Genomic DNA, 20,349 nt, shown 5'->3' with positions numbered 1-20,349 from the left:
CTCACTCAGCTTTTATGTTTCCGTCTTTGATGACCTTGGCCCACTTGGCGGAGTCGGCCTTTTGCAGGTCACCCAGTTGCTGCGGCGTGCCGCCCACCAGCGTCACGCCCAGCTTGTCGGCCAGGGCGACCACGGCGGGGTCCTTCAGGGCCTTGTTGATCTCCTGGTTCAGGCGCTGCACGACCGCGGTGGGCGTCTTGGCGGGTGCGAACACGGCTTGCCACTGCTCCACCACGAAGTCCTTCATGCCCACCTCGGCCATCGTGGGCACGGTCGGCAGGGATTTGAGGCGCTGGGCCGAGGTGACGGCCAGCGCGCGCAGCTTGCCCGCCTGCACATTCGGCAGCGCCGCGGCCGCCGGCGCGAACATGAACTGCACCTGGCTGGCCAGCGTGTCCTGCAGCGCCGGGGTGTCGCCCTTGTAGGGCACGTGGATGAAGCGCGCGCCGGTCTGCTGCTGCAGCAGCTCGCCCTGCATCTGCAAAATGGTGCCGTTGCCGCCGGAGGCGAACGCGAGCTTGCCCGGCTGCGCCTTGGCCGCCGCCAGCAAGTCGGCCACCGTCTTGAACGGCTGGTCCGCACCCACCACCAAAATGTGCGGAATGGTGCCGATGATGACCACGGGCTCGAAGGCCGTGATGTGGTCGTACGGCAGCTTGCCCATCAGGTGCGGCGCGATCGCCTGCGGGCCGATGGAAGTGCCCAGCAGCGTGTAGCCGTCGGGCGCCGCCTTGGCGACGAAGGCCGCGCCGATGGTGCCGGTGGCACCGGCCTTGTTGTCCACGATCACGTTGGTGGACAGCGCCGCGCCGATGCGCTGCGCCACATTGCGGCCCAGCACGTCGGTGCTGCCGCCCGGGGGGTACGGCACCACCCAGGTGATGACGCGGCCGGCGGGCCAGTCGCCCTGGGCCTGTGCTGGGGCGGCGAGCCACGGGGCCAGCAGCGCGGCACCGCCGGCGGCGAGCACGCCACGGCGCGACAGGCCGGCCGATGGAGTGGGGGTTGCGGATTCGGTCATGGGCAGGTCTCCCGGTGTCGTCAAGGCAATGAAGAAATGGTCGGCGTGAAGCCGTAGAGCGCGGCCGGGTTGTCCGCCAGCACGCGCTGCAGCGTGGCGCTGCTGTCGCCAGCCTCGCGCGCCCAGTCGGCCAGCCGGTCCACCTGGCGGGCGTCGTCGGGCAGGGGCTGCACGCCGGCCGATGCGGTGGCATGCGGCCAGTCGCTGCCCCACACCACGCGGTGGGGTGCGCAGCGCAGGTAGCTGGCAGCCAGGGCGTCGAGCGCGGGGTCTTCCACCGAGTGCTGCTCGCTCACGATGTAGCCGCCCGACAGCTTGACCCACGCCCGCCCGCCCTGCAGCAGCGCCAGCAGCAGCGCATGAGCGGGGTGCCGCCCCGCCTGCGCGGGAGCGATGCGGCCGAAGTGGTCGAACACCACCGGCACGGGCAACTGGTGCAGCACATCGGCCTGTGCGACCAGCGCATCAGGCGCCATCAGCAACTGCAGGTGCCAGCCCAGCGGCGCGATGCGGCGGGCCAGCGGCAGCAGTGAATCCGCCGTGCCCGACACGCCCAGCGACAGGTTCAGCCGCACGCCGCGCACGCCGGCGGCCTGCAGGCGCTGCAGCGCGGCATCGCTCTCGGTGCCGTCGATCACCGCCACGCCACGGGCTTGCACGCCCATGGCGCCCAGCGCGGCCAGGCCTTCCAGCATCGGGCGGTTGTCGGTGCCGTAGGTCGATGGCGTGACCAGCACCACCCGCGTGGTGCCGATGCGCTGCTGCAGCGCTGCATAGTCCAGAGCCGACGCATCGGGCGGCAGCAGCCTGGCCTGCGGCGCAGGCGGAAAGCGGCTGTCGTACACATGCACATGGCAGTCGCAGGCGCCGGCCGGCACCACGGTGCGCGGCACGGCAGTACCGGCTGAAAACCGCACCGCATGGGCGGTACGCACAGGCGTGACAAGGCTGTCGCGGTGCATGGCGCGGACTCTTGGGGGGACGTGAAGCGGTCGCTGTGGCGGTGCTGCCGGTCAGTCCAGGCTGGCGCCCGAGTCCTTGACGATCTTGCCCCAGCGCGGCACTTCGGTGCGCAGCAGCTGGCCGAACTGATCGGCCGAGCCGCCCAGGATATCGCCGCCTTCGGAGCGCAGCTTCTCCGCCACCTCGGCGTGCTGCAGTGCCTGGTTGATGGCCTTGTTCAGCTGCGCCACGATGGGTGCGGGCGTGCCGGCGGGCGCCAGGATGCCGAACCAGGTCACGGCCTCGAAGCCCTTGTAGCCCGACTCGGCCAGCGTGGGCACATCCGGCAATTGCGACGAGCGCTTGGCCGACGTGATGGCCAGCACCTTGAGCTTGCCGTTGCGCACCTGGCCCAGCAGCGTGGGCACGGACGACATGTACAGATCGATCTGCCCGCCCACCAGGTCGGTCATGGCCTGGGCCGCGCCCTTGTAGGGGATATGGCGCAGCTTGATGCCCGCCGCGTTCTCGGCCAGCTCGCCGGCCAGGTGGGCCACCGTGCCGTTGCCCGAGTAGCCCAGGGTGAGCGCGTCAGGCTTGCCCTTGGATGCAGCCACCACATCGGCAAAGGTCTTATACGGCGAATTGGCCGGCGCGGCGATCACGATGGGCGACGACGACACCAGCGCCACGGGCACCAGGTCCTTGATGGGGTCGTAGGGCAGCTTGGGGTACAGCGTGGGGTTGATGGCCAGGTTGCTGGTCTGGCCCATGACCAGCGTGTAGCCATCAGGGGCCGACTTGGCCGCGGCGTCCACGCCCAGATTGCCGCCCGCGCCGGGGCGGTTGTCCACGATCACGTTCCACTTGTTCTGGTCCGTGAGCTTTTGCGCCACGGTGCGCGCGATCATGTCGGTGCCGCCACCGGGTGGAAACGGCACGATCAGGCGGATGGGCTTGTTGGGGTACGCGGCCTGGGCCTGGGCGGCCAAGGGCACGGCGGTTGCGGCAAGGCCCATCAGGGCTGCGCACAGATGCGCGCCGACAGCACGCGAAAGCGAGGGAAAGGCTGGCATGGATTTGTCTCCGTTTTATGGTGGTTCGTCACGCCGGTCTGCAGAACCTGCGACGGCCCGGCGCCGTGGCTGCGACTTTACGCAGACGTTTCAACCCATACAATGCAGTTGCACACAGTGAAACGAATGGCACCATGAGCAACAAGCCCCGCAAGCCCCCTGTCCCCGCGCCATCGCCAACGCCGGAAGCCCCCGCAACCACATCCGCCCCCGCCCCGCAGCCCGACGCTGCCGGCGGCGTGATCGCCGTCACGCGCGCGCTGCAGGTGCTCGAAGCCTTTGCACTGGGCGAATCGAGCCTGCCGCTGGCCGAGCTGAGCCGCCGCTGCGGCCTGCACAAGACCACGGTGCTGCGCTTGGCGCGCACGCTGGCGCAGTCGGGCTTCATGGTGCAGCGCGAGGACGGCGACTGGCGCCTGGGCCCCGCCGCAGGCTGGCTGGGCGCGCGCTACCAGGCGGGCTTTGACGTGCAGAACGTGCTGGAGCCCGCGCTGCGCGAGCTGACCCACGCCACGGGCGAAAGCGCGGCCTTCTACGTGCGCGAAGGCCAGGTGCGGACCTGCCTGGTGCGCGTGGAAGGCCCCCAGGCACTGCGCCACCACGCCCGCATGGGCGAGGGCCTGCCGCTGGACAAAGGCTCGCCGGGCCGCGTGATCCTGGCGTTCTCGGGCGAGCCGGGCAAGGCGTATGAAGACATCCGCAAAAAGGGCTACCACTGGTCCATCGGCGAACGCGAGCAAGGCGTGGCCACCGTGTCGGCGCCGGTGTTCGGCATGCACTGGCGCCTGATGGGGTCCGTGTGCATCTCGGGCCCCGCGTCGCGCCTGCCCGCTGAAAAGCTCGAAGCCCTGGCCCAGACGGTGGTGGCTGCTGCCACACAGCTGTCGTATGCACTGGCGGGCAATACAACTGCGCCATCGCAGAGCCCTGTACGCGCTACCCAATGGCATCCGTGATACTTGCACCCGCAACCCGACCAACAAACAGAAACCCCAGGAGACCTTCGTGAGCCGCTACCCCTTCCCCGACCTGAACACCCTGCCCGAAGACATCCGCGCACGCATCGTGGAAGTGCAGGAAAAGGCCGGCTTCATCCCCAACGTGTTCCTGGCATTTGCCCGCCGCCCGGCCGAGTGGCGCGCGTTCTTTGCGTACCACGACGCGCTCATGCTCAAGGAAGAAGGCAGCCTGACCAAGGGCGAGCGCGAGATGATCGTCACCACCACCAGCGCTGCCAACCAGTGCCTGTACTGCGTGGTGGCCCACGGCGCCATCCTGCGCATCTACGAGAAAAAGCCGCTGATTGCCGACCAGGTGGCGGTCAACTGGCGCAAGGCCGACATCAGCCCACGCCAGCGCGCGATGCTCGACTTTGCGATGAAGGTCTGCCAGCGCTCGCACGAGATCGAGGACGCCGACTTCGAGGCCCTGCACCCCCACGGCTTCGACGACGAGGACATCTGGGACATCGCGGCCATCACCGCGTTCTTTGGCCTGAGCAACCGCATGGCCAGCTTTGCGGGCATGTTGCCCAACCCAGAGTTCTACTTGATGGGACGGGTGCCCAAGCAGAAGTAAGTGCCCTGGCGCATTTACTACATATTTGATAGCTACCAGCGCTTATCCAATAAGCGCTAGAGCCCTATTTCTTTCAAATTCAGTCTGCAGTGACAAGTGCCCGCATCCAGTCCGGCAAGGGCGCTGCTTTCTGCTGCGGAAAGTCCACCCAGATGGTGGTGGCCCCACCCGCCGCGCAGATCACACCCGGCTGGTCCACCCGCTCCATCGTGCCCCAGGTCTCGAACGTGGTGCGGCCCGGGTCGCTCACGTAGAGCTTGAGCAACACGTCGGCCGGGTATTCGAGCTGCTTGTAGAAATTGCAGAACGCATTGACGATGACCGGCCCCTGTCCGCGCGGGTCGGGGTTGCAGCCCACCGAGACCATCCAATCGATGCGCGCGGTTTCCAGGTAGCGGAAGTACACCGTGTTGTTGACATGGCCCATGGCGTCCATGTCGCCCCAGCGCACGGGGAACCGCATCTCAAAGACCAGCTTCTTGATTTCGGGAATTTCAAGCTTCATCGGTAGTCCAGGTTGTTGGCACGTCCACGCGCTCCGCAACTGGCACGCCCCAATGCCAGTGCCACCGTGGAACTGGCTCTGCCAGGCCACCGGTGGCGTCCCCCTCGGGGGATGGCGCGCAGCGCCTCAGGGGGCTTCCTATACAGCAAAGCCGTCATCGGCCGCAATCACCGCACCATTGATGAAGTGGCTCTGGTCGCTGGCCAGCATGACCAGCAAGGCATCCAGGTCTTGCGCGTTGCCCACGCGCTTGCGGGGCAGCATGTCGATGAGCTTCTTGCCCTGCTCGGTTTGCCAGTGGTGGTGGTTGATCTCGGTATCGATGTAGCCAGGGCATATCGCGTTCACGTTGATGCCAAACTTGCCCCACTCCATGGCCATGGCCTTGGTCATCTGCACCACGGCGGCCTTGCTCATGCAGTAGGCGCCGATCTGCGGCAGCACCTTGAGGCCTGCCATCGAGGCGATGTTGATGATGCGCCCCCCCGTGAAGCTGCCCGGCGCGGCACCGCGCGAGCGAGCCAGCATGCGCTTGCCGACCTCCTGAGCCACGAAGAAGGCGCCCTTCACGTTGGTGTCGAAGATGAAGTCGTAGTCCTCCGGCGTCACGTCCTGGATACGCTGCGTGGTGCTCACGCCCGAGTTGTTGACCAGGATGTCGATGGAGCCCATCTCGGTCTCGGCGTGTGCCACGGCGGACTTGATCGAGTCGTGGTCGGTCACGTCGAGTTCGATCACATGGGCGTCACCGCCCTCGCCTTCGATGCGTGCACGCAGCTCCTTGAGCTTTTCGACCCGGCGGCTGGCCAGCACCACGCCGGCGCCCGCGCGGGCCAGCGTACGGGCAAACTGTGCGCCCAGGCCGCTGGAGGCACCTGTGATGAAGGCCACGCGGCCGGACAAGTCGATGCTGTATGCCATTTAGAGTCTCCCTACTGGATCAAAATAGAACGGTCGTTCGATTGTCTGTATTCCGTGAATACAATCAGTCGCCAGCCAGACAGGGCATTGCACCCTGCTCTGTAGAAAATAGCCCATTATCAAACGCCCGACGAGAAGCCCATGACCAATGAAGAAATCCTCGCCCAATACGGCCCCCGCGAATCCATGGAATACGACGTTGTGGTCGTCGGCGGTGGCCCGGGCGGCTTGGCCACTGCGATCCGCCTGAAGCAATTGGCGGCTGAAAAAGGCCAGGATGTCTCGGTGGTGGTGCTGGAAAAAGGATCCGAACCCGGCGCGCACATTCTCTCGGGCGCCATCATGGACCCCAAGGCGCTGACCGAACTGATCCCCGACTGGAAAAAGCGCGGCGCTCCGCTGAACCAGCCCGTGACCGACGACGCCTATATCTTCCTGGGCGAAAAATCGGGCTTTCGCGTGCCCAACATGTTCTTGCCGCCGTTTGCGCACAACCACGGCAACTACATCATCAGCCTGGGCAACCTGACCAAGTGGCTGGGTGAACAGGCCGAAGCCCTGGGCGTGGAAATCTTCCCCGGGTTCACCGCCGCAGAAGTGCTCTACAACGACAACGGCTCCGTCAAGGGCGTGGCCACCGGCAATCTGGGCATCGGCAAGGATGGCGAGCCCACCGAAAACTTCCAGCTGGGCATGGAGCTGCTGGGCAAGTACACCGTGTTTGCCGAAGGCGCACGCGGCCACCTGGGCAAGCAGTTGATTGCGCGCTACCAGCTCGACAAGGACCGCGATCCCCAGAGCTTTGGCATCGGCGTGAAGGAGCTGTGGGAGATCGACCCCAAGAAGCACCAGCCCGGCTTTGTGATGCACACCGCCGGCTGGCCCATGGAGAACGATACCTACGGCGGCGCCTTCCTGTACCACCTGGAGGGCAACAAGGTGGCCCTGGGCTTCGTCACGGGCCTGGGCTACACCAACCCGTACCTCAGCCCGTTCGAGGAATTCCAGCGCTGGAAGACCCACCCGAACGTCCGCTACTACTTTGAGAACGAAAAGGGCGAGATCACGGCCAAGCGCCTGTCGTATGGCGCGCGTGCCATCAACGCCAGCGGCATCAACGCCCTGCCCAAGACGGTCTTCCCGGGTGGCGCACTGGTGGGCTGCAACGCGGGCTACCTCAACGTGGGTCGCATCAAGGGCAGCCACGCGGCCATCAAGACCGGCATGCTGGCCGCCGAAGCCGCTTACGACGCCATCGTGGCGGGCCGCCAGCACGACGAACTGACGGCCTACCCCAAGGCCTTCGAGGAAAGCTGGCTCTACACCGAGCTGAACAAGGACCGCAACTTCAAGAACTGGTTCAAGTACGGCCTGACCGCCGCCACGCTGATGAACGGTTTCGAGCAGTTCGTGCTGCGCGGCCACATCCCCTGGACCCTGCACCGCGACAAGCCCGACCACGCGTATCTGAAGCCCGCGGCAGAGTGCAAGCCTATCGTCTACCCCAAGCCCGATGGCAAGCTCACGTTCGACCGCCTCAGCAGCGTGTTCATCAGCAACACCAACCACGAAGAGAACCAGCCGGCCCACCTCACGCTCAAGGACGCGAGCGTGCCAGTCAACATCAACCTGGCCAAGTACGCCGGCCCCGAGGCGCGCTACTGCCCCGCGGGCGTGTACGAGTTTGTGCCCGACGTGGCCAAGGGCGGCGATGCGCAACGCCTGCAGATCAACGCGCAAAACTGCGTGCACTGCAAGACTTGCGACATCAAGGACCCGACGCAGAACATCGTGTGGGTCACGCCCGAAGGTGGCGGTGGCCCGAACTACGCGGGCATGTAGTCACATCAAAATTCATAGCGCCTGGCGCTTTATGGGCCTGCGCTGCAGGCCTTTTTTATTGAATTTCCGGGATCAAACCGCTGCACGAACGAGCTGAAACTGCCCCATGGCACCGGCCAGGCGGTGCGCCTGGTCCTTGAGGCTCTGGGCGGCTGCCGCGCCCTCCTCTACCAGTGCGGCGTTCTGTTGCGTCATGTGGTCGAGTTGGTCCACGGCCTGGCTCACCTGGCCGATCTGCGTGCTCTGTTCGCTGCTGGCCTCGTTGATCTCGGACATCAGCGTGGTCACGCGCTCCACGCTCTGCACGATGTCGCCCATGGTGGAGCCTGCCGTCACCACCAGCCTGGCGCCGTCGCTCACCTTCTCGACGCTGGTGGAGATCAGCGCCTTGATCTCGCGCGCCGCGTTGGCGCTGCGCCCGGCCAGGCCCCGCACCTCGCTGGCCACCACCGCAAAACCACGCCCCTGTTCGCCCGCACGGGCAGCCTCGACGGCCGCATTGAGTGCCAGGATGTTGGTCTGGAACGCAATGCCATCGATGATGCCCACGATGTCGGCAATTTTCTTGCTGCTGGCGTTGATCTCTTCCATGGTCTTCACCACCTGGCTGACCACCTCACCGCCCTTGCTGGCCACTTGTGTGGCATTCAGGGCCAGCGCATTGGCCTGGCGCGTGCTGTCCGCATTGGCCGCCACCATCTGTGCCAGCTGGGCAATGCTCGCCGCCGTCTGCTGCAGGTTGCTGGCGGCATGTTCGGTGCGTGCGCTCAGGTCGGTGTTGCCCGCCGCCACCTCGGAACTGGCCATGTGGATGGACTCCCCCGAGTCACGCACCTCGGTCACCACGTAGTGCAGGGACTCGACCATCTTGTCCAGCGCCGTGAGCAACTGGCCGATTTCATCGGTGCGCTGCGTCTGCATGCGCACGGTCAGGTCGCCATGTGCCACCAAGTCCGCAGCCTCGCAGGCCTGGCGCAGCGGCAGCACGATGGAGCGCTGCAATAGCCAGCCAAACAGCGCCGACAGCCCCACCACCACCAGCACCGCGATGGCACTGATCCACTGTGCGCGCGAGGCGTCGCTGATCATGGCGTCCGCCGCCTGGAGGGACGCCTGCTCGGACGCCCCGAGCAACTGATCAATGGCCCGCAGGTATTGCGTCAGTGCGGCGGCGTGGTCCTGCAGCTCCTTCTGGCTGATGATCTTGGCCTCCAGGGCGTTCTGCACCAGGGCGTCTCGCAGCGCCGCGTATTGCTGCCGCTGCGCCTGGGCCTCGGCCCACAGGGGTTTGGTGTGCTCGGCTGTGGATGCACCTGCCAAAGCCTCTTCGATGCGCTTGCGCATCGCGTCTTCGGTCGCCAGTTGCTTGCGGATCTCTGCCACCAGGGGAAATACGTCGGAGGACACCGTGGTGCGCAACGCAATCTGGCCAATGGTGACCGACTGCGTCTTCCAGTCGCGCACCGAGCGTTCAATGGGCAGTTGCTCGCTGGCAAGCAACGTGGCCTGGCGGCGGGTGCCCTCGCCGGTCATCCACGTCATCGCTCCCAGCAGTGCCACGGCGCAGCCCAGCAGGCCAAAGCTGGCCGCAAGCTTCTGCCCCACGCTCAGGTTGCGTCGGCCACCAGCGGGCGCAGCCTCTGCCGATGCAGGGCCGGGGCGGGAGGCGCCCACAGGCGCCACATCCGACGCCGAGGCGCAGCTCGTCGTGGGTGCCGTACGCGGCTGCGCGTACCGTTCGGCATGGGAAGTGGCTGGCAGATAGTTCATGAATTTCTCCTGGTTGCATCCCACTGCCCGCAAAGCAGCATGGGAAAGAACGCAAACGCCGTGCCACTGCGCAGGGCCGGAGGCAACGCGCCTCCGGCTTGCGCGTCAATGCACGGCGCACTCTTCACCGTAGCCGCCACCACCGGGGGTCGATATCTCGAACACATCGCCGGGCTCCATCAGTGCCGCACCGATATGGCCCAGTTCTTCCACCTGGCCGTTGGCACGCAGCACACGGTTGGCGCCAGGTCGGCCGGGTTGGCCGCCTGCCATGCCAAACGCAGGGTTCAAGCGCCCGTTGGACAGGATGCTGGCCGTCATGGCCTCCAGAAAGCGCACGCGCCGCACGCCGCCATCGCCACCCGCCCAGCGGCCTGCCCCGCCAGAACCGCGCTGGATCTCGTAGCTGTCGAGCACCACGGGGAAGCGGAACTCCAGCACCTCGGGGTCGGTCAGGCGCGAATTGGTCATGTGCGTCTGGACCACGCTGGTGCCGTCAAACCCGCGCACCGTGCGGCCTGAAGCATCGAACACCGCACCCGCACCGCTGCCGCCGGCAATGGTTTCGTAGTACTGGTACTGCGCATTGCCAAAGGTGAAGTTGTTCATGGTGGGCTGGCTGCCCGCCATCACGCCCAGGGCGCCGAACAGCGCATTGGTGATGCAGGTGGAGGTCTCGACGTTGCCCGCCACCACCGAGGCCGGCGGATTCGGGTTGAGCATGGAGCCCTGCGGGATGATCACCTGCAGAGGTTTCAGGCAGCCCGCATTGAGCGGAATGTCGTCGTCCACCAGCGTACGGAACACGTACAGCACCGCAGCCATGCACACCGCACGCGGCGCGTTGAAGTTGTTGGTCTGCTGCGCGCTGGTGCCCGCAAAGTCGATCACCGCGCTGCGCTCGGCCACGTTGACCTTGACCGACACGCTGATCTGCGCGCCGTTGTCCAGCGGCAGGGTGAACTGCCCGTCCTTGAGCTGCGTGATCACGCGGCGCACGGACTCTTCGGCGTTGTCCTGCACATGGCGCATGTAGGCCTGCACGACATCCAGGCTGAACTGGTCCACCATCTTCGAGAGTTCCTGCACGCCTTTTTCGTTGGCGGCGATTTGCGCACGCAGGTCGGCCAGGTTCTGCTGGGGGTTGCGGCTGGGATACGACGTGGTGCCGCCGCCCGTCGTCAGCAGGCTGCGCACTTCTTCTTCCAGGAAAACGCCCCGGTCCACCAGCTTCACGTTGTTGATCTGCACACCCTCTTCGTCGATGCGCGTGGAGAACGGTGGCATCGAGCCCGGGGTGGTGCCGCCGATGTCGGCATGGTGGCCCCGGCTGCCCACATAGAACGTGGGCTCGGAGCCCTCGGCCACGTACACCGGGGTGATCACCGTCACATCGGGCAGATGGGTGCCACCGTGGTACGGGTCGTTGAGCATGTACACATCGCCCGGGTGCATCTTGCCCGCGTTCTCGCGGATCACGGTCTTGATGCTCTCGCCCATGGAGCCCAGGTGCACGGGCATGTGCGGCGCGTTGGCAATCAGGTTGCCGGTGGCATCGAACAGCGCGCAGCTGAAGTCCAGGCGCTCCTTGATGTTCACCGAGTACGCCGTGTTCTGCAGCTGCAGGCCCATCTGCTCGGCGATGTTCATGAACAGGTTGTTGAACACCTCCAGCAGCACCGGGTCCACCGTGGTGCCGGCCGCGTACTGCACCTTGCGGGCCGTGACGCGGTCCAGCACCAGGTGATCCAGGTCGGTCAGGCGGGCGGACCAGCCGGGCTCCACCACCGTGGTGGTGTTCTTCTCGGCAATGATGGCCGGACCGGGAATCACATCGCCGGGGTGCAGGTCTTCGCGCACCACCAGCGCGGCGTCGTGCCACTCGCTGCCCGAGTACATCTTCACCGTTTCGCGCAGCGGGTGCTTGCGGTGCGGGTGCACCGCCAGGCGCGGCTCTGCAGGAGCGTCGCCTGCAATCATGGCCTCCACCGAGACGGCCTCCACCACCAGCCCTTTGCCCGCCATCAGGAAGGCAAAGCGCTGGCGGTAGGCCGTCTCAAAGGCCGACTGGATGCTGGCCATGTCGCCAAACGGCACCACCAGGGCTGAATCGGTGCCTTCGTAGCGCACATGCACGTTGTGGCGCACCTGCACCGGGTTGACGCTGACCTGCTGGCCCTCCAGCTCGGCCTGGGCTGCGGAGCCCAGGGTGTCCAGGCGTTCGGCAATCAGCGGCAGCGATGCGGTGGCCAGCGGCATCTCCACCGCTTGCTCGCGGATCACGGTCTGGTCGGCCAGGCCCATGCCGTAAGCGCTCAACACCCCGGCCAGCGGATGGACGAACACGCGGGTCATGCCGAGGGCATCGGCCACCAGGCAGGCGTGCTGGCCACCCGCACCACCAAAACACTGCAGGGTGTAGCGCGTCACGTCGTAGCCCCGCGCCACGCTGATTTTCTTGATGGCGTTGGCCATCTGCTGGACGGCAATCTGGATGAAACCCTCGGCCACTTCTTCGGGTTTGCGCTGGGTCTGGGCGGCGATGGCTTCAAACCGCGCGCGCACTGCGTCGGCATCCAGTGTTTCGTTGGCTGCAGGGCCAAACACGCTGGGGAAGTAACGTGGCTGCACCTTGCCCACCATCACATTGGCATCGGTCACAGCCAGTGGCCCGCCCCGGCGGTAGCTCACCGGACCCGGGTTGGCACCCGCACTTTCAGGGCCCACGCGAAAACGGGCACCGTCATAGGCCAGCACCGAGCCGCCGCCAGCGGCCACCGTGTGGATGCTCATCATGGGCGCACGCATGCGCACACCCGCCACATGGGTCTCGAACTCGCGCTCGAACGCACCGGCGTAGTGGCTCACGTCGGTGGACGTGCCGCCCATGTCAAAGCCGATGACTTTTTCATGCCCCGCCAGCCCTGCAGTCCGCGCCATGCCCACAATGCCGCCCGCGGGTCCGGACAGAATCGCGTCCTTGCCCTGAAACGTTCCGGCATCGGTGAGCCCACCCGACGATTGCATGAAGAAAAGCTTCACGCCCGGCATCTCGCTGGCCACCTGCTCCACATAGCGGCGCAAGATGGGCGACAGGTAGGCATCCACCACTGTCGTGTCGCCCCGGCTCACGAATTTCATCATGGGGCTGGTTTCGTGCGAGGTGCTGATCTGCGTGAAGCCCACTTCCCGGGCAATGCGCTGGGCAGCCTGCTCGTGTTGGGTGTAGCGGTAGCCGTGCATGAAAACGACGGCCACGCTGCGCAGGCCACGCGCGTAAGCCGCCAGCAGATCACCCCGCAGGCTGGGCTCGTCCAGTGCCTGCAACACGTCGCCATGGGCGCCCACACGTTCGCGCGCTTCGATCACCTCAGTGTACAAAAGCTCGGGCAACTGGATATGGCGGTCGAACAGGCGTGGGCGGTTCTGGTAGGCAATGCGAAGTGCATCGCGAAAACCGCGCGTGGTCACCAGCAGTGTGGGCTCGCCCTTGCGCTCCAGCAGCGCATTCGTGGCCACGGTGGTGCCCATCTTCACGCATTCCACCAGCGCGGGTGTAACAGGCTCACCGGGTTTGAGACCCAGCAGGTGGCGAATGCCCGCCACGGCGGCATCCTTGTACTGCTCAGGGTTTTCCGACAGCAGCTTGTGGGTGGTCAGCGAGCCATCGGGCCGCTTGGCCACGATGTCGGTGAATGTACCCCCACGGTCAATCCAGAACTGCCAGCGGGGGATGTGGATGGAGGGTGCAAGTTGGGTCATGGTGTGATGGTTTGCAAAGGTGAAAAGAAAGTGTTCGGCGCGCCGCTCAGGCCGCCAGGGCCAGGGACGAAGGGGCCAAAACCGGTGTTCGGGCCAACGCCTCCAGCACCGCATGCACCGAAGGGATGGAAGGTGCCGTCGCTATCGCCCGGTCTGCATCGCACCAGGGGCGGTCCAGCGCCGCGATCCAGGGCATCACGACATGGATGTCCGAGGGCGGCAGGGTTTGCATGCTGTCCACCACGATGCTCAGCTCCTGCGCCAGGCGCGTACCCGGCGCAAAGCGCCAGTGGTACTGGCCGCAACCCAGGCGCACGGCGCGGCTGTCTTTTTCTGTCATGGCCACGAGCCAGGGGCAGTGAAACTCCGAGCACGCGGGATCCGGAGGATCGGCGAGGCAGAAGCTGTAGACGTTTTCATAGGTGCGGCCAAAGTGGCGCACCAGGGTTTCGGCAATGGCGTCGCGGCCGTGGGCCAGGGGCGGAAAACCCATGTCGCCCTGCCGCACATCCATGCGCAACAGTGCGCCGCCAGCGAAGGCCCGCTCCATCAGGTGGGGCCGGTTGCCATCCTTGGCCAGCAGATACATCTCGATGGTGTCTGAAGGGGTTTGCATGGTGATTCCTTGGTGATTGCCGTGTGCTTGCTGGGTGATTCCTGCGACGACTTAGCGCTGCGTGTAGTACGGGATGAAGAGCTGGTTGGCCTCGCTCCCCACGGACCGCACCCATTCGCGGGAAAACCGCTCGCCCAGGCGTTTGAGCTCGGTGTCAAGCACGGCCGAGGGGGGTTCGACCTTGATGCCCTTGCGCTGCAGCTCGGTCACCGATTCCTCGGCCACCGCAGCGCTCATCGCCCACCCCCGTTTTTCGGCCTCGGCCGCAGCCTGACTGACGGCCTGGCGTACCGGGGCGGGCAGTGCATCAAACGCCTGCTGGTTCACAAAGACGATGTTCTTGGGGAACCAGGCGTTGATGCCGTAGTACTGCTTGATCTGGCCCCAGACCTGGTTTTCCACGCCAGTCAGGGCCGAGGTGATCATCGAGTCCAGCTTTCCGGCCGCCAAGGCCTGGTTGACCTCGACCATGGGCACATCCACCGGCGTGGCACCGAGCAACTCGGCAATGCGCACCGTGCCCGGGTTGTAGGTGCGCATGCGGGTGCCCTTGAAATCCACCGACGAACGCACCGAGGCCGTGGTGAACAGCCCCTGTGGGGGCCAGGGCACGGCATACAGAGCCTTGAGCCCCTTGCGCGCCATGTGCACTTCGATCAGCGGACGCTGCACATCCCACATGCGCCGCGCGTCGGCATAGCTGCGCACCACAAAAGGCACGGAATCGGCCCCTGCCAGGGGAATTTCGCGCACCAGGCTGGTCATGATGGTCTCCCCCGCCTGGGCCTTGCCGTCCTGCACCGCCTGCGGGATTTCCCCCAGCTTGAACAAGGCATTGTTGGCATGCACCTCGATGCGCAGTGCGCCTGCCGAAGCACGCTCCACATCCTGCGCAAACTGGACAACGTTGCGCGTATGAAACGACTCAGCACGGTAGCCCGTGGCCAGCTTCCACTGGGTCTGGGCGTGCACCACCGGGGCCACGGCAAGCGCGGCCAACAAGACCATGTTCTTCATGGCAAGCTCCTGAAGGGGGGAAGTGGACGCCAGCGCAGAACGGGTGCGCTGGAGGGCACAGTGAAAAGCCGGGTGGCTGGCTACTTCGACTGCCCCATGACGAGGTCAGGGACGATGGTGACGATCTGCGGGAAGGCCGTGATCAGGCCGATGCAGACCACCAGGCACAGGAAGAACGGTATGGCCGCCTTGGCAATGAGGTTGCTGTCCTTGCCCGTCATGTTCTGCAGCACGAAGAGGTTGAAGCCCACAGGTGGCGTGACCTCGGCGATCTCCACCAGCAGGATCACGAAGATGCCAAACCAGATGAGGTCAAAGCCCGCCTTTTCGATCATGGGCATGACCACGGCAGCGGTCAGCACGATCATGCTGATGCCATCCAGCGCGGTGCCCAGGACCAGGTACACCCCCACCAGGCAGGCAATCAATGCATAGGGCGACAGGTGCATCGAGTCCACCCATTCGGCCAGCTCGCGTGGGATGCCGGTGAAAGCCATGGTCTTGGTCAAGAAGGCAGCACCCGCCAGGATGAACATGATCATGCAGCTGGTGCGGGCCGAGCCCGCCAGGCCTTCCTTGAAGTTCTGCCAGGTCAGTGCCTTACACCATGCGGCCAGGGCCAGTGCCCCCACCACGCCATACGCAGCACATTCCGTCGCCGTCGCCCAGCCGGCCACCAAGGACCAGCAGATGAACACGATCAGCAGCGCGCAGGGAATCAGGTTGCGCGACAGGTGCAGCTTTTCGCGGAACGTGGTGGGTGGTTCGTCCGCAGGCATGCGTTCCTTGTTGCGCACCGACCACCAGGCGATGTAGCCGGAGAACAGCAGCATCAGCAGCAGCCCTGGCAGAAAGCCTGCCAGGAAGATGCGAATGATGGAGGCATCGGCCGCCACCGCATACACCACCATGGTGATGGACGGGGGAATCAGGATGCCCAGGGTACCGGCGGTGGCCAGCGAACCGATGGCGATGCTCTCGTCGTAGCCACGTTTTTTGAGCGCAGGCAGCGAGACCTTGGCAATGGTGGCGCAAGTGGCCGCCGACGATCCCGAGACTGAACCGAAAATGCCGCAGCCCAGGATGGTGGTATGGAACAGCCGCCCGGGCACTTTGCCCAGCCAGGGGGCCAGCCCCGTGAACATGTCTTCACTCAAGCGGGTGCGGAACAGGATTTCACCCATCCAGATGAACAAGGGCAGCGCGGCCAGTTCCCAGCTGGCATTGCTCTCCCAAAACGCGGAGAAGAGGTTCAAGCCGGGCTGGCTGTTGGTGAAGTAGGCCTGGCCGACCCATCCGCAGATGGCCAGCGTCATGGCGATCCAGACACCGCCGGACAGCATGAGGAGCATGAGCAGCAGCAGGAAAGCGCCGATGGAAAGAATGTCCATGGTGATGCTCCTTAAAGGTCCGAAGAAAAGTCACCCTTGGCGTGGCGCTCTTCCACCAGCCGCACAAAGGTAGGAATGCCGCCCCGCACCACGATCCACCATTCATCGATGACAGCCACGAAGAACAGCAGGGAGCCCAAGGCAAAGCTCAGTTGCGGGATCCAGATGGGGATCGCCCACAGCCCCTGGGCCAGTTCATGGAACTGCCAACTCTCATAGGTGAAGATGCAGGCCCACCAGGTCAGGTAGCCGATGGCCAGCGCCGCGATGCTCAGGCAGGCCACTTCGTATTTGCGGCGCATGCCGGGCGAGAGCTTTTCCAGCACCAGCGTCACGCGCACGAAATCGCCGTGCTTGAAGGCATGCGCCATGGTGAGAAAAGCCGCCGCCGCGCACAGCCAGGCCACCACGTCGTTGATGGCGCCAGTGGGAAACCCGAACTGGCGCCCCAGGGACTGCACCACCATCAGTACGCAGATGACCGCAATGCAGGCGGCACCCACGGCACCGGCGGCAAGGTAGGCACCGTCCAGCATGCGCCGCAGCAGGTGCGGCGGCATCTTCACCGTGGCGGCATCGCCCACGGCCAAAGGGGTTTGAGACAGGATAGACACGTCCATCTCACTTCTTGTTGTAGGCGTCGATGACAGCCTTGCCGTCATCGCCAGCGGTCTTGATCCAGTCTGCGGTCATGCGCTCACCGACGGCCTTGAGCTCTGCCTTCAGGCTCGTGGCGCTCACATCCACCTGCATGCCCTTGGCTGCCAGTTCCTTCAGATATTCCTGGTCTTTCTTCTCGCTCATGGCCCAACCCCGTTGTTCGGCCACGGCAGCCTGGGCCAGCAGGGATTCCTGGGTCGGCTTGTCCAGCGCGTCGAACGCCTTCTGGTTCACCACCACGGCATTGCGGGGCAGCCAGGCAGCCACACCGTAGAAGTACTTCACGGTCTCGTACAGCTTGCTGTCCACACCACTGGCGCTAGAGGTGAGGAAGTTGTCCACCGTGCCCGTGGCCAATGCTGCGGACAGCTCCGCCAGCTGGATGGTGACGGGCTGCGCACCCACCGCCGTGGCGATGTACGAGGTGGCTGGGTTGTAGGCACGCATCTTGGTGCCCTTGAGATCCTTCAACGCCGTGACGGGCTTGACCGAGTACAGACTCTGTGCAGGCCATGGCACGGTGTACAAAAGCTTCATGCCCTGTGCACCCAGCGTCTTGACCAGCAGCGGGCGCGAGGCCTGGTCCAGGCGCTTGGAGTCCGCATAGCTCGTCGCCAGGAACGGAATGGAGTCCACGCCGTAGACGGGCGCCTCATTGGCAGCGCCCGACAAAATGAACTCACCCAAAGCCACCTGGCCGGACTGCACCGTGCGCTTGATCTCGTTGGCCTTGAACAGCGAGGCATTGGGATGCACCGCGATCTTGAGCTTGCCCCCCGTAGCCTTGTCCACGTCCTGCACGAACTGCTGTAGGTTCTGCACCTGGAAGGTATTCACGGCATAGCCGGACGGCAGATCCCACTTGACCTGGGCCTGCGAGAGTCCCGCCAAGGCAACGGCGCAGAGACCAAAAGTAATTTTTTTCATGGGGTAGCTCCTTGTTTAAAAACTGGCAAGTTGGTGGTTGAGAAGGTCGGTGACCAGCATGCAACCCGGCGCATGCGTGATGCAGAACGCGGGCTGGGCGTTCAAGATGGCCGATTGCGGTGTCACGCCGCAGGCCCAGAAAACAGGGATCTCACCGGGCATCAGCGCTACGGCGTCCCCGTAGTCGGGATGGGCCAGATCGGCGATGCCGATCAGGGCGGGGTCACCGATATGCACAGGGGCTCCATGCACATTGGGAAAACGTGAGGTGACTTGCACGGCACGGATCACCTCCGCGGCGGGCATGGGACGCATGGTGACCACCATGGCACCGCCGAAGGGGCCGGCGGGCTCGGTCTGCAGGCTGGTGCGGAACATGGCCACGTTCTTGCCTTCGTCAATGTGGCGCAGGCGAATGCCTGCCTCGATCAATGCCGATTCGAACGAGAACGAGCAGCCGAGAATGAAGGTGACCAGGTCCGGCCGCCAGAGGCTGGCAATGTCCGCCACCTCCTCCGACATTTCACCGTGGCGCCAAACACGGTACAGCGGCACATCGCTGCGGATGTCGATGCCTTTGCCCAGCGAAGGCAGGGCGAACTGGCCAGGCTCGCTGACAGCCAGCACGGGGCATGGCTTGGGGTTGCGTTGGCAGAACCGCAGGAAGTCACTGGCAAGCACCTCGGGCAGGATGACCACGTTGCCTTGAACATGGCCGTCTGCGAGACCGCTGGTGTGCGATGTCCACAGTCCTTTTCGGATGGTGTCGCGGACATGGTTCGGGTTGCTGGTGCCATCAGGGCCAAACACCGCGAGCGAATTTTCTTGAGCTAAGTCCACCGTATTTCCTTGCATTGAGAAAAGTCAATTGCATGACGTTGGACGGATTGTGTTGGGGTGTAACTGCGCTGGCAAATTCAAAAAATTTCTCTTAGCTCATCGATTTTTTCGATGCACTTCATTGGGGCGAGGCAAACCAATTTGGTGCTTAGGGTTAACCCTTGTGATTGCTGCAAGGGTTAACCCGGACCCTTGAAAGGAGTATCTGAACCAGCGCGGTCGCGCGGAACCCCGCACGCCATTTCAATGCGAAGTCCTCAATGCGGAAGCGGAAATGCAGACAGCGCAACGGAAGTGCGCGCAGCAGAAAAAAGGAGCGTGCGGGGTCCTCGCGCTCAGGCGCGGGCCTTGCGCGTCTTGGGCTGCGGTGGTTGTGCCTCAATGAAGCTGAGCGCGGATCGCACGATCGCCTCCATTGCCGGGGATGAGGGGTCCTCGCGGTAGCTCACATGAATGGGCAGTGGCCGCAGGACGATGTCGCAGGCCAACGCGCGCAGATCCGGGAACGCCAGCATCCGCTCCACCGCCAGGCGCGGCAGGGTGGCCACACCAAAGCCACCCTGTACCAGCTGCACCATGGCGGAGATCGAGGAAATGGTGTGCACGCAGCGCGGCTCCACCTGCGCCTGGCGCAGCGTGTCCAGCAGGTACACATGGGGCTGGGAGCCACGCTGGAACGTCAGGATGTCGGTACCGGCAAAGTCTTCAGGCGCATAGCGGCGCTTGCGGTGGATCTTGCTGTTGCCGACGAACACCATCTCCATGGGCGTCAGCGCCTGGCTGCGGATACCGTCCGCCGACGCAGGCAGCGCCGCAAACACGGCATCCAGCGTGCCCCGGCGGATCTGGTCGAGCAACACAGGTGTGGACTCGACCGTAAGCTCCAGCTCCAGCAGCGGGTTGTCCTTGCGCAGTTGTTCCACCCAGGGAATGAGCCATGAGTGGAGCACCGACTCAATCGCGCCCAGGCGGATCGACACTTCCAGCGGGCCGCCCGAGCCCATCTCGGTCTTGAGCTGGCGCTGCAGTTCCAGCATGCGTTTCGCATACGTGAGAAACCGGGTGCCCGCCACAGTGAGCTTGAAGTGTTTGTCGCGCCGGTCCAGCAGCAGCACACCGAGTTCTTCCTCCAGCGCCGCCACGCGGCTGGACATGGCCGACTGGGTCAGAAAGAGTTTTTCCGCCGCGCGCGTCACGCTCTTGAGGGAGGCAACCCAATAAAAGGCTTCGACAAAACGCAGGTTCATGGTGGTGGTTCTCCGGCCGTGCTGGCACGCTTCAAGCCCTCTGGCTGCGCACCGTGGTGGTGCAACCCACCGAAACCAGTGCAAAAGGCGGGGCCATTCTGCCGTTGATCTGCATGCCCTACAGCCTCAGAACCGCAGAAACAGAACACGGCGGGTGTTCCTTGATGCCTGTGCGTTGGAATTGGCACCTGATGCAAATACTATTAAATTGATAGCTATTAGCGCTTTACAGAC

At 64.7% G+C, this 20,349-nt stretch carries 17 protein-coding genes; 3 read left to right on the top strand and 14 right to left on the bottom strand.

From position 1 onward, the window contains the following. Position 1: 1 nt before the first annotated feature. Genes ASE52_RS04405 through ASE52_RS04395 form a run of 3 tightly spaced genes read right to left on the bottom strand, consistent with a single transcriptional unit; the run spans position 2 to position 3,039 of the window. Entirely contained in the window at positions 2–1,021 is a 1,020-nt protein-coding gene (locus ASE52_RS04405; protein WP_057224090.1) for a tripartite tricarboxylate transporter substrate binding protein, read from the bottom strand. A gap of 20 nt (positions 1,022–1,041) precedes the next feature. Next, positions 1,042–1,983 carry an amidohydrolase family protein gene (locus ASE52_RS04400; protein WP_057224087.1) on the bottom strand — a complete coding sequence of 314 codons (942 nt, stop codon included), beginning with the start codon at positions 1,981–1,983 and terminating at the stop codon, positions 1,042–1,044. Between the two features lie 51 nt (positions 1,984–2,034). Further along, positions 2,035–3,039 carry a tripartite tricarboxylate transporter substrate binding protein gene (locus tag ASE52_RS04395; RefSeq protein ID WP_057224085.1) on the bottom strand — a complete coding sequence of 335 codons (1,005 nt, stop codon included), beginning with the start codon at positions 3,037–3,039 and terminating at the stop codon, positions 2,035–2,037. A gap of 134 nt (positions 3,040–3,173) precedes the next feature. Between ASE52_RS04395 and ASE52_RS04390 the strand changes: the two genes are divergently transcribed. Together ASE52_RS04390 and ASE52_RS04385 are read left to right on the top strand one after the other, a co-directional pair. Next, positions 3,174–3,995, top strand: coding sequence for an IclR family transcriptional regulator (locus tag ASE52_RS04390; protein ID WP_241776917.1), 822 nt, complete (start codon positions 3,174–3,176; stop codon positions 3,993–3,995). 49 nt (positions 3,996–4,044) lie between these two features. After that, entirely contained in the window at positions 4,045–4,617 is a 573-nt protein-coding gene (locus tag ASE52_RS04385) for a peroxidase-related enzyme (protein ID WP_057224083.1), read from the top strand. 79 nt (positions 4,618–4,696) lie between these two features. Here the strand turns inward: ASE52_RS04385 and ASE52_RS04380 are convergent, their stop codons facing one another. Beyond that, positions 4,697–5,122 (bottom strand): thioesterase family protein, encoded by a 426-nt coding sequence (locus ASE52_RS04380; protein WP_010465469.1) that lies wholly within the window; start codon positions 5,120–5,122, stop codon positions 4,697–4,699. 138 nt (positions 5,123–5,260) lie between these two features. Beyond that, positions 5,261–6,043 carry an SDR family oxidoreductase gene (locus ASE52_RS04375; protein WP_010465470.1) on the bottom strand — a complete coding sequence of 261 codons (783 nt, stop codon included), beginning with the start codon at positions 6,041–6,043 and terminating at the stop codon, positions 5,261–5,263. A 141-nt stretch (positions 6,044–6,184) separates the two neighbouring features. Here ASE52_RS04375 and ASE52_RS04370 point away from each other — a divergent pair, with 141 nt between their 5' ends. After that, positions 6,185–7,885 (top strand): electron transfer flavoprotein-ubiquinone oxidoreductase, encoded by a 1,701-nt coding sequence (locus ASE52_RS04370; RefSeq protein ID WP_057224080.1) that lies wholly within the window; start codon positions 6,185–6,187, stop codon positions 7,883–7,885. A gap of 72 nt (positions 7,886–7,957) precedes the next feature. On the opposite strand, the gene ASE52_RS04365 is transcribed toward ASE52_RS04370, so the two are convergent. From ASE52_RS04365 to ASE52_RS04325, 9 genes are all read right to left on the bottom strand, one after another. Further along, the gene (locus ASE52_RS04365; RefSeq protein WP_057224078.1) at positions 7,958–9,655 is read right to left on the bottom strand and encodes a methyl-accepting chemotaxis protein; all 1,698 of its coding nucleotides are present in this window, start codon (positions 9,653–9,655) and stop codon (positions 7,958–7,960) included. Between the two features lie 105 nt (positions 9,656–9,760). Next, on the bottom strand, positions 9,761–13,417 hold the full coding sequence (locus ASE52_RS04360; RefSeq protein ID WP_057224076.1) for a hydantoinase B/oxoprolinase family protein: 3,657 nt from the start codon (positions 13,415–13,417) through the stop codon (positions 9,761–9,763). Positions 13,418–13,463: 46 nt separating this feature from the next. Next, positions 13,464–14,033, bottom strand: coding sequence for a hypothetical protein (locus tag ASE52_RS04355; RefSeq protein WP_057224074.1), 570 nt, complete (start codon positions 14,031–14,033; stop codon positions 13,464–13,466). Positions 14,034–14,084: 51 nt separating this feature from the next. Beyond that, positions 14,085–15,050 carry a TRAP transporter substrate-binding protein gene (locus ASE52_RS04350; RefSeq protein ID WP_057224072.1) on the bottom strand — a complete coding sequence of 322 codons (966 nt, stop codon included), beginning with the start codon at positions 15,048–15,050 and terminating at the stop codon, positions 14,085–14,087. An 80-nt stretch (positions 15,051–15,130) separates the two neighbouring features. After that, complete coding sequence (locus tag ASE52_RS04345) at positions 15,131–16,441, bottom strand: TRAP transporter large permease subunit (protein ID WP_010465482.1); 1,311 nt, start codon at positions 16,439–16,441, stop codon at positions 15,131–15,133. An 11-nt stretch (positions 16,442–16,452) separates the two neighbouring features. Then, the gene (locus ASE52_RS04340) at positions 16,453–17,001 is read right to left on the bottom strand and encodes a TRAP transporter small permease (RefSeq protein WP_192425349.1); all 549 of its coding nucleotides are present in this window, start codon (positions 16,999–17,001) and stop codon (positions 16,453–16,455) included. Between the two features lie 61 nt (positions 17,002–17,062). Then, a complete protein-coding gene (locus tag ASE52_RS04335) occupies positions 17,063–18,028 on the bottom strand; it encodes a TRAP transporter substrate-binding protein (protein WP_010465486.1) in 966 nt (321 codons plus the stop codon). A 15-nt stretch (positions 18,029–18,043) separates the two neighbouring features. Further along, the gene (locus ASE52_RS04330; protein ID WP_241776916.1) at positions 18,044–18,868 is read right to left on the bottom strand and encodes a putative hydro-lyase; all 825 of its coding nucleotides are present in this window, start codon (positions 18,866–18,868) and stop codon (positions 18,044–18,046) included. A gap of 335 nt (positions 18,869–19,203) precedes the next feature. Beyond that, positions 19,204–20,115 carry a LysR family transcriptional regulator gene (locus ASE52_RS04325; RefSeq protein ID WP_057224070.1) on the bottom strand — a complete coding sequence of 304 codons (912 nt, stop codon included), beginning with the start codon at positions 20,113–20,115 and terminating at the stop codon, positions 19,204–19,206. Between the last annotated feature and the right edge of the window lie 234 nt (positions 20,116–20,349).

This window comes from Acidovorax sp. Root275, assembly GCF_001428965.1.
In the GTDB taxonomy this organism is placed as follows: domain Bacteria; phylum Pseudomonadota; class Gammaproteobacteria; order Burkholderiales; family Burkholderiaceae_C; genus Acidovorax; species Acidovorax radicis.
This window is presented reverse-complemented; position numbering and strand designations above follow the sequence as displayed.

Bases quoted from the DNA above. Each gene is read 5' to 3' on its own strand.
- ASE52_RS04405 (WP_057224090.1), bottom strand. From the start codon at position 1,021: ATGACCGAATCCGCAACCCCCACTCCATCGGCCGGCCTGTCGCGCCGT.
- ASE52_RS04400 (WP_057224087.1), bottom strand. From the start codon at position 1,983: ATGCACCGCGACAGCCTTGTCACGCCTGTGCGTACCGCCCATGCGGTG.
- ASE52_RS04395 (WP_057224085.1), bottom strand. From the start codon at position 3,039: ATGCCAGCCTTTCCCTCGCTTTCGCGTGCTGTCGGCGCGCATCTGTGC.
- ASE52_RS04390 (WP_241776917.1), top strand. From the start codon at position 3,174: ATGAGCAACAAGCCCCGCAAGCCCCCTGTCCCCGCGCCATCGCCAACG.
- ASE52_RS04380 (WP_010465469.1), bottom strand. From the start codon at position 5,122: ATGAAGCTTGAAATTCCCGAAATCAAGAAGCTGGTCTTTGAGATGCGG.
- ASE52_RS04375 (WP_010465470.1), bottom strand. From the start codon at position 6,043: ATGGCATACAGCATCGACTTGTCCGGCCGCGTGGCCTTCATCACAGGT.
- ASE52_RS04370 (WP_057224080.1), top strand. From the start codon at position 6,185: ATGACCAATGAAGAAATCCTCGCCCAATACGGCCCCCGCGAATCCATG.
- ASE52_RS04365 (WP_057224078.1), bottom strand. From the start codon at position 9,655: ATGAACTATCTGCCAGCCACTTCCCATGCCGAACGGTACGCGCAGCCG.
- ASE52_RS04360 (WP_057224076.1), bottom strand. From the start codon at position 13,417: ATGACCCAACTTGCACCCTCCATCCACATCCCCCGCTGGCAGTTCTGG.
- ASE52_RS04355 (WP_057224074.1), bottom strand. From the start codon at position 14,033: ATGCAAACCCCTTCAGACACCATCGAGATGTATCTGCTGGCCAAGGAT.
- ASE52_RS04350 (WP_057224072.1), bottom strand. From the start codon at position 15,050: ATGAAGAACATGGTCTTGTTGGCCGCGCTTGCCGTGGCCCCGGTGGTG.
- ASE52_RS04345 (WP_010465482.1), bottom strand. From the start codon at position 16,441: ATGGACATTCTTTCCATCGGCGCTTTCCTGCTGCTGCTCATGCTCCTC.
- ASE52_RS04340 (WP_192425349.1), bottom strand. From the start codon at position 17,001: ATGCCGCCGCACCTGCTGCGGCGCATGCTGGACGGTGCCTACCTTGCC.
- ASE52_RS04335 (WP_010465486.1), bottom strand. From the start codon at position 18,028: ATGAAAAAAATTACTTTTGGTCTCTGCGCCGTTGCCTTGGCGGGACTC.
- ASE52_RS04325 (WP_057224070.1), bottom strand. From the start codon at position 20,115: ATGAACCTGCGTTTTGTCGAAGCCTTTTATTGGGTTGCCTCCCTCAAG.